Source organism: Aminobacterium mobile DSM 12262, assembly GCF_000526395.1.
GTDB lineage: Bacteria > Synergistota > Synergistia > Synergistales > Aminobacteriaceae > Aminobacterium > Aminobacterium mobile.
In genome coordinates this window covers 38,122-52,456 of sequence record NZ_JAFZ01000002.1, presented here as the reverse complement: position 1 = coordinate 52,456, position 14,335 = coordinate 38,122, and the positions used below count along the sequence as shown (strand labels likewise).

Genomic DNA, 14,335 nt, shown 5'->3' with positions numbered 1-14,335 from the left:
GGCAAATGCTATGCGAATCGGGGAACTTATGGATAGAGATCTTACCTCTGTAACTGAAAATACTACATTGCGAGAGGCCATTGAAGTTCTGTCTCAACACAATCTCACAGGTTTGCCAGTTGTTGACGAGACAGGAATTCTGGTTGGATTTATTAGTGAGAAAGATATTATTAAAGCTTCTTTGCCAGGGTATTGTGATTATTTGTCAGGAGCAGCTTTTATTCCGGATTTTAACCAATTGAGCGAAAAACTCCGTCAAAAAGGGAACGAATTTGTAGGGAAATATATGACTCGAAAGGTCATCGCTTTTTCTGAAGATGATTCAGATCTTCATGTCGCCCTTTCTCTTATACAAAAAGGACTTAAAATGGCTCCAGTAGTGAGGAAGGATGGGTCTCTCTTAGGTTTTGTAAGTAGGGCTCATCTCATAGAATACATCATGAGAGAAGAACCTCAAGAATAAATCAAGAGTAAAAAGGATAAACCCTTTCCTCCAAACAGCCGACAAATATAAAATGAGGGGAGGAGTTTATAATGGTCATGAATAACAGCCGAAACGCTCAGATTAATCAATATCTAGTAACGCAAATTCAAACTGCCTCTAAAGAGCAGCTTCTCCTTATTACATATGATATTGGGATCAAAAACTGTAGAGCGGCAGAGTTAGCGTTGAGCAAAGGGGAACTAGAGGAAGCAAATTCTTGTGTTCTCAGGGCTCAAGAGGTTGTGAGGGAGCTTACTATAACGTTAGATGTAGATAAAGGCGGAGAAATAGCGGAGAATTTGCTGTCTTTATATGACTTTATGTATCGTCAATTAATAGAGGGTAATATGAAAAAAGCCCCCGATATTATCTCCCTCGTTCGGGGAATGTTAGAAGAGCTGCGAGATACATGGGAGCAGGCGATTGAGAAGATAGTGACTGAACGCAGTGAAGCAGCTTCTGTTGAAAACAAGCCCAGTCCAGGGCTTACAGCTGGGGGGTTTAATGTTGCCGGATAATCTCGAATCCAGACTTGTCGAGTTGCTGTCGTCAGAAATCTCCCTTTATCGTCAACTAGAAGAATATGTTGATGAAGAGTTGGATTGTGTTCAAAAAGGAGATATGGCGAAGCTTCTGGAGATTCTTCAGCAGAAACAAGGTGTGATTTCTAAGCAACAACTTCTTCAGGAACAATGGGAGCAGGTTGCGTTAGGGTTAGGCGTGACGGAAGGGCGTGAAGGGCCTGTTTTTTGGTCTGCTGTAGAGCACCATATGGAGTCGCAAGGCTTCCTTTCTCTTTCACATCTCATCGTTCAAATTCGAGAGCTAGTAACTTCTGTCTTAGCAAAAGAAGAGCATGTGCAAGCGCTATTGGAGGAACACATTTCAGAATTGCGAAAGGAAATGGGGCGCCTGAACAAGGGGAAAGCAGCTTTTCATGGCTACATGAAATCTGGCGGAGCTTTGTGAGGAAAGGCAATGTATGAAAAATAGGATTGGAATTCTTAGTGCGGCTCTGTTTTTAATCTTTTCTCTCTCTGTAAGAACGTTTGCAGCGGAAAATATGGAGAAAGAGATTAAATTGGGGCAGAAGGTAGCAGTTGAAGTGGAGAAGCGTTGGGAAAGGATTTCAGATCCTGCTAAAACTGCTCGTTTGTCCATGATTTTAGAAAAGCTTAAATTTCATATGACCCGTTCTCTTCCCTATGATGTTCGCATTATCCAGGAAAATTCGGTGAATGCCTTTAGTCTCCCTGGCGGAACTATTTATATGACTACCGGTATTCTTGATTTTTTACATAGCGATGCCGAAATTGCAGCTATTCTTGCCCATGAAATGATACATGCGGACCGTAGCCATGTTATGGTGCAAATGGCTCGTTCTCAACGTATCTCTGTTATTGCTCTTGCCCTTATTATTGCCACTGGCGGTCAAGCCGCACCTTCTCTTTTAGCGAGCATGGCCCAGATAGCTATAACAAACTCTTATAGCCGAGATTTAGAGCGCGAAGCAGATGTAGAAGGATTGCAAGCTCTCGTAAAGGCAGGATATCCGTCAGCAGCCATGTTAACAGTTATGGAAGGATTGGCGGAAGAGCAATTACGCCATCCATATGTAGATCCAGGGATTTTTATGGATCACCCTTACGTTGAAGAACGAGTTGCATATCTTACGCAGGAAATTCGAAAGAATGGTTGGCCTCTTGAACGTAAGAAGGCTCTTCATAAGCTTGTCGTCACTACTCAGGAGCAACGTGGAAGGATGGCGTTGCTTGTCGATGAATTCCAAGTATGGAGTGGCCCAGCTTGCCCGGAAGTAAAAGATTTTTTCCTGGAAGCAAAGCAAAAACTTGATATATCGTTTCAAATGGAATTGCCACCTTATGAATTGCAAGTTATTGAGTTGCCAGAGACGCATAACAAGGGATTGCGAATTGGGAATATGATCATTGCGTCTGAACCGTTACCAGAGGGAGTAGAATCTTTGGAGCTTTTTCGTTCTAATTTAGTTGAAATTCTATTAAAAGCAAAAAACGCTCACCCTATCGCAGATTACCTGCATTAAATTTTTGCGATTCTGTTGTTTTTCCCCCGAATCCTTTAGGTGATAGAATAACATAGATAGTTTTATATCCTCGAAAGGGGAGCTTTATATGTCCGTGTCACTTTATCGTCGTTACAGGCCAACACAATTTAATCAGATAGTTGGTCAGGTAGCTGCTGTTCATGTTATAACTCGAGCATTAGAGGAAAGGGTTGTAAGTCATGCATACCTTTTCTCGGGACCAAGAGGATGTGGTAAAACCACTTTAGCGCGTCTTCTTGCCAAATCCCTTAATTGTACTTCGCGAGGAGAAGGAGCAGAACCTTGCAATAGCTGCTCCAGTTGTGAGGCTATAAATAGAGGCGAAAGCTTAGATGTGATAGAAATTGATGGCGCCTCTAATAATAGCGTAGATGAAATCCGAGAGCTTAAAACTCATGTTTCCTTGTCCCCTTTTGCATCTTCTTACAAAGTGTATATCATTGACGAAGTTCATATGCTCTCTCTCTCGGCTTTTAATGCGTTGTTGAAAACGTTAGAGGAACCCCCTTCCCATGTGGTTTTTATTCTAGCTACAACGGAGCCTTACAAAGTCCCTATTACTATTCGTTCTCGATGCCAGCATATTCCTTTTAGAAAAATTGCCACAGGGGATATTGAGAAGCATCTTAAAGAAGTTGCGGTTAAAGAAGGTCGTCTAGCAGAGGAAGAAGCTCTTTGGGAAATAGCACGACAATCTGATGGGGCCTTGCGAGATGCGCTTTCTCTACTTGAACAAGTCATGGCTTTGACAGGGGAAGAAATGACAATGGAAGCTGTAGATCATCTCCTGGGAGGAGGAAGTCGCCCTGAATTAGAGAGGTGGATTTCTCGTCTTCATGACGGTGGCCCTGATGTCTTGGCGGATCTACAAAATATGTTCAGGAGAGGGGCTTCTCCATTTAAAGTGGTGGAAGATCTTTTCGTTGTTTTTCGAGATTTATGGATTACTGCAATGTGGGGAAAAGGAGCTTTAAAAATAATAGAGGGAGCTTCTGCTGAAACAGAGTTTCTCCAAAAAGAAGCTCGTTGTTGGAGCCCGGAAGAGCTGCTGTCTCTCATGGATTTTTGTGTGGGGGTTCTTCCGCAAGTACGGATGGGGATGCGGACCGATGTGTTGTCTGGGCTTTTCTTGAATAAGTTAATGTCTCTAGGCACTATCTCCCATAATACAACTATGGTGTCGGAAGAGAAAAAAACAACAAAAAACGACATTTTAAAGGGATTAAACGAGGAAGCTCCTCTCCCTTCAGCTTCTTTTACAATGTCAGTAGCTCCCAATATTCCAGCAAAAGAGGAAGCATTAGTTGTTTCTCTTGTAGAAGAAACCTCTGTAGCAAAGGTTTCGCCAGAAGTTCCGTGCGATTGCGAGTTGGAAAATAAATGGGAAGAAGTACTGACAAGACTCTTAGATAGCGAGATCCACCTTCATAGTGCATTGATACCTGCATCTGTTGCTTTTATGAATGAGGAGATACATATCTCTTTGCCGGAACAGTGCACTTATCTTTTTGAGTTGCTCACAATAGAGAGAAATTCTTTCCTATTGCAACGATTGATAGATGAAATCTTCAATGGGCATTTGTCTTTATCTTTTATATGTGGGGAAAAAATTATAAAACGTGAAGGGACAAACGAAGAAAAAATCGATAATGTACCAATAGGTCCTTTTTTTGATGGAAGAGAGTCCATTCCCCAACTCCCTTTTGACGATGTTCCAATGCCTCCTTCGCCTTCTCAGGAACTACCTGAGCAGGATGACGATCCGTTAGAGGAACAAACAGTTTTTTCGGGATTAGTGGAGGCGGTTCTTCGATTAGGAGGAGGAGAGGTTCTTTGGGTAAGGAAGGAAGAAGCAGATGAGTTGGATGGAGGATTGACAGAGGAATGACACGCCCCTTTGTACATTTACATGTTCATAGCGAGTATAGCCTTCTTGACGGTGCCATTCGTTGCGGAGAACTAGCAGAAAAGGTTGCTTCCTGGGGCATGCCAGCAGTAGCTCTCACTGACCATGGAACGATGTATGGTGCCGTTGAATTTTATGATAAGTGTTTAGCTGCTGGAATAAAACCTATTATTGGCTGCGAAGTGTACGTAGATCCTGATGGACATACGTCCAGAGAGAGGAAGGGCAAGAATTTCCACCTCCTCCTCTTGGCAGAAAACCAGCAGGGGTACGATAATTTAGTTAAATTGGTTTCCATCGCCAATACAGATGGATTTTACTACAAGCCAAGAATCGACCACGATCTTCTCTCCCGTTACAGTAGCGGAATTATAGCGTCTTCGGCTTGTATTGCAGGTGAAATTCCTCAACTGATCTTGGAAGGGAAAGAAAAAGAAGCGCTAAGTCGAGCAGAAATGTATCGAGATATTATGGGAGCTGACAATTTCTTTCTTGAGATTATGTATAACCGAATTCCTGAGCAGGCCGTCATAAATAGAGCTTTAGTAGAGATGGCGCGGAAAAATGGCTTTAATTTAGTGGCTACTAATGATGCTCACTATTTAAATGAGGAAGATTATGATTGGCATGAGATTCTCTTATGTGTTCAGACGAACGCAACTATAAACGATCAAGATCGGATGAGTTTCTCCACTAATGATTTCTATCTTCGCTCGCCAGAAGAGATGGAGAGGCTGCTCGGTGGAGATCTTCCTGACGCACTGGATAACACGGTAGCTATTGCAGAGCGATGTTCTGTACGTTTTGAATTAGGAACTCGAGATTACAAACTGCCAAGCTTTGACCTTCCTGAGGGTGAAACCCTTGAATCTAACTTGGAAAAAGAAGCATGGGCCGGTTTAAAAGAGCGCCTTAGCACGAACCTAGTTCCCGAAGAATATAGTGAACGACTTAAATACGAGCTTTCAATCATTAAAAAAATGGGATTTGCAGGATATTTTCTTATTGTTGCTGGAATTATAAGGGCAGCAAAGAATCTTGCCATTCCTATAGGCCCAGGCCGAGGGTCTGCTGCTGGTTCTCTTGTAGCTTATTGCTTGAGGATTACGGAATTGGATCCTTTAAAATATAACCTCCTCTTCGAACGCTTTTTAAACCCCGAACGAATCAGTATGCCCGATATTGATACTGACGTATCTGATAAAGGCCGAGAAGAATTGCTGCACTACATTGTGCAAAAATATGGAGCGGACAGAGTTTCACAGATCATTACATTTGACCGAATGAAAAGCAAGGCGGCTGTTCGAGACGTTGGAAGAGCGCTTGGCATGCCTTATGGCGATGTAGATAAAATAGCCAAACTTATACCGGAAGGCGTTAAATCCATACCAGAAGCCCTGGAACAGAGTTCAGATCTTCAAGAAGTTGTTCATAGCGATTTAGCGGTGAAGAGGTTACTTGATAGTGCCTCTAAAATAGAAGGACTTGCTCGCCACTGCTCACAACATGCCGCTGGAGTTGTTATTACGCCAATGCCTATTACTGATCTTGTCCCAGTTCGCAAAATTGGTGATGATCAGATAGTTACCCAATATCCCATGGAGCCCATAGAAAAGCTGGGGCTTGTAAAGATGGATTTTTTAGGATTGAAAACCCTGTCTGTTCTTGAGGAAGCAGTGGAAAATATCCGCCTCAATGGGAAACCAGCGCCAGATCTGAACCGTATCCCTCTCAATGATTCCGAGACATATTCCATGTTGCAAAGAGGCGACACTCTTGGGGTCTTTCAGCTTGAATCTACAGGAATGCGTCAGCTTCTTCGAAAGATGAAGCCGGACTGTTTTGAAGACCTGATAGCAGTATTGGCGCTCTATCGTCCGGGCCCGTTAGGTAGTGGCATGGTAGACCAATATGTAGAACGAAAGCATGGCCGGGCTTCTGTAGAGTATCTTCACCCAGCCTTATCTGAGGTGCTAAAAGAAACATATGGAGTTATCCTTTACCAGGAGCAGGTTATGCAGTGTGCAGCTAAGTTAGCAGGATACACTCTCGGTGAGGCCGACCTTTTAAGGCGCGCTATGGGGAAGAAAAAAGTAGAGGTTATGGAGCAGCAACGGATAAAATTTGTGGAGGGCTGTGCCCAACATGGAGTGGCCAAGAAAAAATCCGAAGAAATTTTCGATATTATTCAAGAGTTTGCCGGGTATGGTTTTAATAAATCTCATAGCGCTGCCTATGCTTTGATCAGCTACCAAACGGCGTATTTAAAATGTAACTATCGGTCTGAGTTTATGGCCGCCTATCTATCAAGCCAGATTGGTTCAAAGAAAGATGTTATGGCAAGCTACGTCCGTGAAGTTCGCAATTCGGGCATAGAAGTCCTTCCCCCAGACGTTAATTCGTCCATGGAATCATTTACCGCTGTAGGAGAAGTGGTCCGTTTTGGTCTGGGAGCTGTGGCTAAAGCGGGTCATACTGCGGTAGAGGCTATATTAAAAGCACGAGATAGCGGTAAGGCTTTTTCCTCTTTATGGGATTTTGTCTGTCGTGTGGATTTAAGAACGGTCAATAAGTCAGTTATTGAGAACCTCATTAAAGCCGGAGCTTTTGATGATCTTTCTCAGAATAGACATCAGTTGCTGGAAGCTTTGCCTGATTTCATTTCTTTGGCTCAAAGACAAAATGAAGAAAAGAATCAGTGTTCCCTTCTCAGTCTCTTTGACGATTGTGAGGATGGAGTAGAAGTCGAGCCAGAACTTCCGGATATAGAAGAATTCAGCATCTATGAACGGCTAGATATGGAAAAAGAAGTTGTGGGACTCTATATATCAGGGCATCCTTTTGCTCAATATGAACCTTTAGTTTCCCGATACTGTACGTGTCGGATCAGCGATTTGAAATATTGGAGAGGGAGGAATCAGTGTCCACAGATAGGTGGGATGATCCTCTCTGTTCAGGAAAAATATACCCGAAAGGGAGATCCTATGGGAATCTTGGAATTAGAAGATGCAGAGTCAAAGGTGGAGGTTATTTGTTTTCCTAAAACATGGGCTTCCATAAAAGGGAATATAGAGGCTGGAAATATTTGCATTATTCGTGGAACTCTTAACGAGCGGGGAGAAAACAGTGTTATAGCTCGAGATGTTGTTTCTCTTCAGGAAGCTCAGCAGAACGTGTCTCCCTATGTTCGTATTGTTCTTGAAGCATCTCTTTTCCCCATGGATGCGTTAAAAGGTTTCTTCCGGTCCCTCAAAAGTTTTCCGGGTCACTCTCCAGTACTTCTTGAAGTCCGGAATGGGGTTGGTAGTGCTGTAATTCTTTTAGATGGAGTAAAAGTGGACGGTCCTAGTGTAAAAGAAAAGGGCTTTGCTCCCCTTCTGTCGGAAGAAGCTTATAAAGTGTGCTGTTAAAATTGGAAGAGAAGCGCTGTATTGTGAAAGGGGTCTGAAGGATGAAAAAAGTTAAAATTGTCTGTACTATTGGACCGGCTTGCTCTAGTTATGAAATGCTTTACGCTATGGCGGAAGCGGGTATGAATGTCGCTCGATTTAACTTCAGCCATGGCTCTTATGAAGAGCATAAAGCACGACTTGATCTTATCCGGAAAGTGGAAAGAGACAGGGGACGCCCTATAGCAACGCTTCTAGATACGAAAGGACCGGAGATTAGGACCGGAACTCTTCGTGGGGGTTCTGCCTTTTTGAAAAAAGGTCAAGATATAATCCTGACCACCAGAGAGGTAGACGGTAATGAAAACGAAGTAACCGTTTATTATCCAGCTTTGTCAGAAGAAGTTACTCCAGGTCAAGATATTTTTATAGATGATGGAACTCTTCATCTCAGGGTTCAGAGAATCTCTGGGCTTGATGTCCATTGCAAGGTTATTGTAGGTGGAGAGCTTGGAGAAAGGAAAGGGGTTAATATTCCTGGAGCTAAGATATCTCTACCTGCTCTATCGGATAAGGATAAGGCCGATATACATTGGGGATTAGAGAATAAATTAGAATATATTGCAGTTTCCTTTGTTAAAAACCAGAAGGATATTATGGATGTTCGGCGGGTTATAGAAGAAGCTGGCGGCGTGATGAAAATCATTGCTAAGATAGAGACCCGCCAGGCTGTAGACTCTATTCACGAAATTTTAGATGTAGTAGATGGAGTTATGATAGCTAGGGGAGATCTTGGAGTCGAAATTCCTACAGAAGAAGTTCCTTTAGTTCAGAAGGAGATTATAGATCTCTGTCAATCTCGCGGGAAAGCTGTCATTGTGGCTACGCAAATGCTTGATTCTATGATTAGAAACCCACGCCCTACTCGAGCAGAAGCCAGCGATGTTGCAAATGCAGTTCTAGATGGGGCAGATGCTGTTATGTTGTCGGGGGAGACTGCGAAAGGGGCATATCCTCTCCCTTCTGTGGAAACCATGTATCGTATTGTATCCAGAGTAGAAAAAGATTTGGATTTATGGCAACACCCTTTACATCGAGAGCAGCTTAGCGCAGGAGTTCCTGATGCTGTGAGCGGAGCCTCTGTAGAAGTGGCTCGGGAGATGAGGGCCGCCGCTATTCTCTCTTTGACCCGAAGTGGAAGTTCTGCTCAAATGGTGAGCAAGCACCGTCCTCCCTGTATTATTGTGGGAGCGACTCCCGTTTTGCGAACATGGCGTGAGCTTTCTTTATATTGGGGAGTGGAACCTCTTTTGGTAGGGGAAATCAATGATCAGGGGCAAGCTGTGGATAATGCTCTGTCTGCTGCTCTTGAAGGGGGATTTGTCAAGGAAGGAGACTTGGTTGTAGTTACAGCTGGAGTCCCCATGGGCATTCCTGGCACTACCAATATGTTACAGGTCCATACAGTGGGCCACATTTTGGTGAAGGGGCTCTCTCTTCTTAAGAAAGAAGCGTATGGATTTGTCCGGACAGCCCGCTCGGCGGAAGAAGCGAATCAAAAAATGCGACAAGGGGATATTCTTGTGGTAGAGCAAACAGATAAAGATTTTGTTCCAGCTATGGGGAAAGCCGCTGCTATTATAACGGAACAGGGAGGGCTTACCAGTCATGCAGCTATCGTAGCTCTTGAACTTGGCATACCTTGTGTGGTGAGTGCAGCAGATGCCCTTGCCACCCTTCATGACGGTATGGCTGTAACAGTAGATGGGGTGCGAGGCGTTGTATATGCTGGCAGCGTTCGATTGAGAGCATAAGGAAAATATCTTAATGAAAAGTACAGAGGGAAATAGAGCATATAGCTTTATGGCGGCTTCTTTCCCGAGATGGGAGGAATTTCCCCTGCATAAAGATCGTTTGAGTGCTGTACTCGTTCCTCTCTTTAAGAAAGGGAAAGATGTGCAGGTGTTGTTCTTGGAACGCCCTCTTTTCTTGAAAGATCATGGAGGAGAAATGTGTTTCCCGGGGGGAGAACGAGAGGTTAATGATAGAGGTCCTTTAGAGACAGCTCTTCGGGAAACAGAGGAAGAGATAGGGCTCTCCCCTCAATTTGTTCAACCAGTATGTATAATGAGCCCTCAACACACCGTGAAAAGTGGATTTACCATTTATCCTGTTGCGGGAGTTATTCGGGGTCGATCACCATTGAGCGACTTGCGTTTTTCTCCTGGAGAAGTGGCGGACTTTGCTTTGTGGTCTCTTGATTCTATCCCAGATAATTCTCAGACTTATCGGGTCCTTCACGATAATGGCAAAATTTTTGAGACACCTCAATATACCCTCCCAGATGGGAGGATCATTTGGGGAGCAACAGCCTTTATCCTTAGGCGATTTATATATTTTATACGCAAGGGAGATATGTATTCATGCCTTTAATTGGTGCTCATGTTTCCATTGCTGGGGGGCTAGAACATGCCATAGAAAGAGGAGAAGCTTTAGAATGTGAAGCGATCCAGATTTTTTCAAAGAATCAACTCCAATGGCATAGTGCTCCGATTTCAATTTCTCGGGCAGAGAGATTCCTCCATGCGTGGAAAAATAGTTCCATCCAATCAGTAGTTGTCCACGCATCATATCTTATCAATCTAGCCTCTCCGGATGAGACCAGGGCTAAGAGTGTTGTTGCTTTAATAGAAGAGGTGGAACGTTGCGATATGCTCGGAGTGGAAGAACTGGTGGTGCATCCAGGCTCTTCGCGGGGAACACCCAAAGAAGATGGTTTGGAACGCCTGGCAAAAAGTCTTAAAGAAGTTATTCATGCTACGTCTATGATGAGAGTTAGAATTTTGCTTGAAACTATGGCGGGGCAAGGAAGTATACTTGGAAGCTCTCTTGATGAATTACAGTTTGTTTTAGATAGAATAGGGTATACTGAAAAACTGGGGGTATGTCTTGATACGTGTCATCTCTTTGCAGCGGGACACGAACTCAGAACAGAAGAGGCATATGGGCGGTTTGTCGCAACTCTTATGGGCAAAATAGGACTTGAACGTATTGGTTGCTGGCATTTAAATGATAGTGAACATGTAAAGGGAAGCCACTTAGATCGGCACCAGCATATAGGAGACGGAGAGTTAGGGCTCTCCCCTTTTTCTTTTATAGTGAACGATCCTCGCTGGGACCATGTTCCGGCTCTTCTTGAGACGCCCCAAAATGGAATAGGAAATGAGGGGAATTTAACAATCTTACGTAAATTAAGGGGAAGGTAGGGATTCCTATGAGCCTCTGGCCCCGCCTTATGGTATATCACGATAAAATAGCTCATAATGCGGCAAGGATAGTTTCCTTGTGTCGCCAATGGAATATTGGCATTTATGGGGTTACGAAAGGGATATGCGCACAGAAGGACATTGTACGAATCCTTCTGGAAAATGGGTGTGAAGGCGTGGCAGATAGCCGTATAGAGAATGTCTATCGTATGAAAAAAGAAATGGGTGTTACTATCCCAATTATGATGCTCCGGACCCCGATGTTAAATGAAGTTAGCGAGGTTGTGGAATATTGCGATAGTTCCGTTGTATCTGAGGTTGAGACAATTAGAGCCTTGGACCAGGAATGTAGTTTTCATGGGAAGCAAGATTATAAAGTCCTTCTGATGATTGATCTAGGGGATCTACGGGAGGGCATTTGGCCGGATGAATTAGAGAATATAGCCGCTGCTTTTAAAAAATGTCGATATGTACACTGTATGGGAGTGGGAGCAAACTTTGCCTGTTTTGGAGGGATCTTACCCTCTTCGGATAAGCTACGGGAATTAGGGCGCCTCTCCCAGCAGTTGGAAGGCCTATTGGGTTATCCTATGAAGCTTTGTTCTGGTGGAGCAACTTCATCCTTGTCTTTGCTGGAGGATGGGACGATGCCTCGATGTGTTAATTCGCTCCGTATTGGCGAAGGTATATTTTTAGGGACAGATTCCTCAGGGATGAGAGTAATTCCTTATTTGCATCAGGGAACAATGGTTCTTGAGACAGAGATAATAGAAATAAAACGCAAACCTAGTTTGCCACAGGGCAGGGCGATGGCCAATGCTTTCGGTGAGATCCCTGCTTTTACAGATAGAGGATGGCGGTTGCGAGCAATAACTGCGGTAGGAAGACAAGATGTTAAAATCGAGGGATTAGCTCCTCTGGAAAAGGGGATAGAGATTCTTGGAGCTACCAGTGACCATATGGTGCTTGATGTAGAAGAATCTGAACGACAGCTGCATGTTGGAGACAGGCTCCATTTTTCTGTCGATTATAGTGCTATGTTAGCTCTTACCACGTCTCCCTATGTTTCTGTACATATGATAAGGTAATTTTGTTTGCCATCTCAGGTTGAGAGTGGAGGAAAAAGGATGCTCGATTTTTTTCGTTGGCACGATCTTTTAGACATAATTATTATAGCGGTGATTATTCATCGCCTTTTATTGCTTCTGGTCGGCACCCGCGCAATGCAGCTTGTGAAGGGGTTGCTTATATTAGGAGTCGTAGCTTCTCTGGCCAGGTTTTTTGAACTGAAAACGTTGTCGTGGTTTTTGGGGAAAGTTTTAGGAGTATTGATCATAGCTATCCCGATCGTGTTTCAACCGGAACTTCGTAAAATGTTGGAAGAATTGGGACGAGGCAATATATGGAGACGCAAAAGGGCTCAAAAGAGAGCTGAGGCTTTGAGTCAGGAAATCACTCGTGCATTAGGGTATCTTAAAGGACAGAAAATCGGAGCACTTATGGTGCTTCAGAGAGAAACAGGGCTGAAAGATTTCTGGAGTACGGCTGTTAAATTGAATGCTGAAATTTCGCAGGAACTTCTTATAGCTATTTTTTGGCCGGATAACCCCCTCCATGATGGGGCTGTTATTGTGGATCGAGACATGATTATATCTGCAGGGACCTACCTCCCTTTAACTGAAAATACAGATCTTTCTCGTTGGATAGGGACTCGTCATAGAGCTGCTCTTGGAGTGTCGGAGGTATCTGATGCTATAGCTTTGGTGGTTTCAGAAGAGCGAGGAGAGATATCTCTAGCTATTAATGGGCATCTCTCCAGAAATTTAAAAGAGAATCAAGTGTATAAACTTCTTCTCCACTACTTTGGCGCAGAAGAGAAAGAGAAACGATCTATCCTTGATCGGGTACAAGAAGATATTCGTTCTTTGTGGCAATAGGGATGGGAATAAGGAGGTCGTTGTATGTTGGCGCCAGAATCAAAAAAAATTGATGTTCTCTTAACTTCTCCTCATTTCCTGAGGATTATTTCTGTGGTTATAGCTATACTTCTCTGGTTCTATGTAGCAGGAGATCGGGGAGGAGAAGTTGTTAGAACCTTCCGTTGCCCGGTGGATTTTTCTAATGTTCCTCAACAAACTATATTGAGAGCAGAAACTCGGGAAGTGGAAGTAAGTGTGTCCGGTAGCCGAACTATGCTTGATGGGCTTAAGCAAGGAGCAATTCTTTGTGAGGTAGACACAAAAGGGCTTTCCCTTGGAAAATATCGACTTGCTGTTCGTGCTATAGTTCCTAAAGATGTTAAAGTCGTGGGTATTAATCCAGCACAAATAGCTATAGAGATGGTACGATATATCGATCGTATGATCCCAGTAGATGTTGTCGTAAAAGATGGATTGCCTCCAGGTCTTTATCTTGAATCGGTCCACATCTCACCTAAGGATGTAACAGTACGAGGGGTGGAAAAAGATTTAGCGCGAATTAAGGGTGTTCGTATTACCCCTACTCTTGATCAATTAAAGAGTGGTGAGGATGTTGTTTTGCCGGTGGAAGTAAACAAATCTGAAGTTTTTGAAGACCAGATTGATATAGATCCCAAGGAAGTTCACTTGACAGCTGTACTAGCCAAAGGGCTTCCGAAGAAAAAAGTTCCAGTTAATGTCCAAGTTATAGGAGAGCCGAATTCGGACTTCTCAGTAAAGGCCATAATAGTAGAGCCTTCGGAAGTGGAGGTTGAAGGGCCCTATAATAAATTAGAAGCTTTGCCGAAGGTTGAGACCGAGACCATTGATATCACAGGGTTGTCTCAGGAACAAAGTATGATTGTGCCGCTCAAGCCTATTGACGATGGAACTTTAAAATATGCGGGTGCATCTTCTGTACGGGTAAATATATTACTTAAGCCTTTTACGGTCTCAAAACTTTTGACAAATGTAGCTGTAGAGGTGGAAGGGAATAGTATCTATCCAGGGTGGAAAGTGGATCCTTCTGCTGTGAATATTACTATTGAGGGGACGCCGTCGGAAGTGGAAAAAATAGACGAATCGAATTTCCCTATTCAGCCCTATGTGAATGTAACGAATATTGTGTCAAGAAAATTAATGGTTCCTGTACAGGTTAGAAATACTTCACGGAGCATTCATGTTGTCAAGGTTGAACCTTCTCGCGTAACAGTGCGGGCGGACGTGGAGTAAGAAAAGAGGAGCG

Annotated in this window: 12 protein-coding genes; all 12 read left to right on the top strand. The window is 43.6% G+C overall.

Features of this window, described 5'->3' with window-relative positions; genetic code table 11:
• The first annotated feature begins 10 nt into the window (after nucleotides 1-10).
• The 12 genes from K360_RS0107015 to K360_RS0106960 all read left to right on the top strand — a co-directional run bounded on the left by K360_RS0107015 (nucleotide 11) and on the right by K360_RS0106960 (nucleotide 14,322).
• On the top strand, nucleotides 11-463 hold the full coding sequence (locus K360_RS0107015) for a CBS domain-containing protein (RefSeq protein WP_024822454.1): 453 nt from the start codon (nucleotides 11-13) through the stop codon (nucleotides 461-463).
• A 71-nt stretch (nucleotides 464-534) separates the two neighbouring features.
• On the top strand, nucleotides 535-1,002 hold the full coding sequence (gene fliS / locus K360_RS0107010; protein WP_024822453.1) for a flagellar export chaperone FliS: 468 nt from the start codon (nucleotides 535-537) through the stop codon (nucleotides 1,000-1,002).
• Entirely contained in the window at nucleotides 989-1,453 is a 465-nt protein-coding gene (gene flgN, locus K360_RS0107005; protein WP_084043916.1) for a flagellar export chaperone FlgN, read from the top strand. Before fliS ends, flgN begins: the two co-directional genes overlap by 14 nt.
• Nucleotides 1,454-1,466: 13 nt before the next feature.
• Nucleotides 1,467-2,549 carry a M48 family metalloprotease gene (locus tag K360_RS0107000; RefSeq protein ID WP_024822451.1) on the top strand — a complete coding sequence of 361 codons (1,083 nt, stop codon included), beginning with the start codon at nucleotides 1,467-1,469 and terminating at the stop codon, nucleotides 2,547-2,549.
• A gap of 88 nt (nucleotides 2,550-2,637) precedes the next feature.
• Entirely contained in the window at nucleotides 2,638-4,458 is a 1,821-nt protein-coding gene (gene dnaX, locus K360_RS11040) for a DNA polymerase III subunit gamma/tau (RefSeq protein ID WP_024822450.1), read from the top strand.
• Entirely contained in the window at nucleotides 4,455-7,886 is a 3,432-nt protein-coding gene (dnaE, locus tag K360_RS0106990) for a DNA polymerase III subunit alpha (protein ID WP_024822449.1), read from the top strand. The genes dnaX and dnaE overlap by 4 nt, the downstream gene beginning before the upstream one ends.
• A gap of 41 nt (nucleotides 7,887-7,927) precedes the next feature.
• Nucleotides 7,928-9,679, top strand: a complete 1,752-nt coding sequence (pyk, locus tag K360_RS0106985; protein WP_024822448.1) for a pyruvate kinase — start codon at nucleotides 7,928-7,930, stop codon at nucleotides 9,677-9,679.
• A gap of 13 nt (nucleotides 9,680-9,692) precedes the next feature.
• Nucleotides 9,693-10,298, top strand: a complete 606-nt coding sequence (locus K360_RS10685) for an NUDIX hydrolase (protein ID WP_024822447.1) — start codon at nucleotides 9,693-9,695, stop codon at nucleotides 10,296-10,298.
• Nucleotides 10,289-11,131, top strand: a complete 843-nt coding sequence (locus K360_RS0106975) for a deoxyribonuclease IV (protein WP_024822446.1) — start codon at nucleotides 10,289-10,291, stop codon at nucleotides 11,129-11,131. The genes K360_RS10685 and K360_RS0106975 overlap by 10 nt, the downstream gene beginning before the upstream one ends.
• A gap of 8 nt (nucleotides 11,132-11,139) precedes the next feature.
• Nucleotides 11,140-12,219: an alanine racemase gene (locus tag K360_RS0106970; RefSeq protein ID WP_024822445.1), complete on the top strand. Its 1,080-nt coding sequence runs from the start codon at nucleotides 11,140-11,142 to the stop codon at nucleotides 12,217-12,219.
• Between the two features lie 39 nt (nucleotides 12,220-12,258).
• Entirely contained in the window at nucleotides 12,259-13,068 is an 810-nt protein-coding gene (gene cdaA, locus K360_RS0106965; RefSeq protein WP_024822444.1) for a diadenylate cyclase CdaA, read from the top strand.
• A gap of 24 nt (nucleotides 13,069-13,092) precedes the next feature.
• Nucleotides 13,093-14,322 (top strand): CdaR family protein, encoded by a 1,230-nt coding sequence (locus K360_RS0106960; protein WP_024822443.1) that lies wholly within the window; start codon nucleotides 13,093-13,095, stop codon nucleotides 14,320-14,322.
• Nucleotides 14,323-14,335: the final 13 nt, after the last annotated feature.

What these genes read in the sequence shown, in the direction of transcription:
- K360_RS0107015 (WP_024822454.1), top strand. Translation starts at nt 11, where the DNA reads ATGCGAATCGGGGAACTTATGGATAGAGATCTTACCTCTGTAACTGAA.
- fliS (WP_024822453.1), top strand. Translation starts at nt 535, where the DNA reads ATGGTCATGAATAACAGCCGAAACGCTCAGATTAATCAATATCTAGTA.
- flgN (WP_084043916.1), top strand. Translation starts at nt 989, where the DNA reads ATGTTGCCGGATAATCTCGAATCCAGACTTGTCGAGTTGCTGTCGTCA.
- K360_RS0107000 (WP_024822451.1), top strand. Translation starts at nt 1,467, where the DNA reads ATGAAAAATAGGATTGGAATTCTTAGTGCGGCTCTGTTTTTAATCTTT.
- dnaX (WP_024822450.1), top strand. Translation starts at nt 2,638, where the DNA reads ATGTCCGTGTCACTTTATCGTCGTTACAGGCCAACACAATTTAATCAG.
- dnaE (WP_024822449.1), top strand. Translation starts at nt 4,455, where the DNA reads ATGACACGCCCCTTTGTACATTTACATGTTCATAGCGAGTATAGCCTT.
- pyk (WP_024822448.1), top strand. Translation starts at nt 7,928, where the DNA reads ATGAAAAAAGTTAAAATTGTCTGTACTATTGGACCGGCTTGCTCTAGT.
- K360_RS10685 (WP_024822447.1), top strand. Translation starts at nt 9,693, where the DNA reads ATGAAAAGTACAGAGGGAAATAGAGCATATAGCTTTATGGCGGCTTCT.
- K360_RS0106975 (WP_024822446.1), top strand. Translation starts at nt 10,289, where the DNA reads ATGCCTTTAATTGGTGCTCATGTTTCCATTGCTGGGGGGCTAGAACAT.
- K360_RS0106970 (WP_024822445.1), top strand. Translation starts at nt 11,140, where the DNA reads ATGAGCCTCTGGCCCCGCCTTATGGTATATCACGATAAAATAGCTCAT.
- cdaA (WP_024822444.1), top strand. Translation starts at nt 12,259, where the DNA reads ATGCTCGATTTTTTTCGTTGGCACGATCTTTTAGACATAATTATTATA.
- K360_RS0106960 (WP_024822443.1), top strand. Translation starts at nt 13,093, where the DNA reads ATGTTGGCGCCAGAATCAAAAAAAATTGATGTTCTCTTAACTTCTCCT.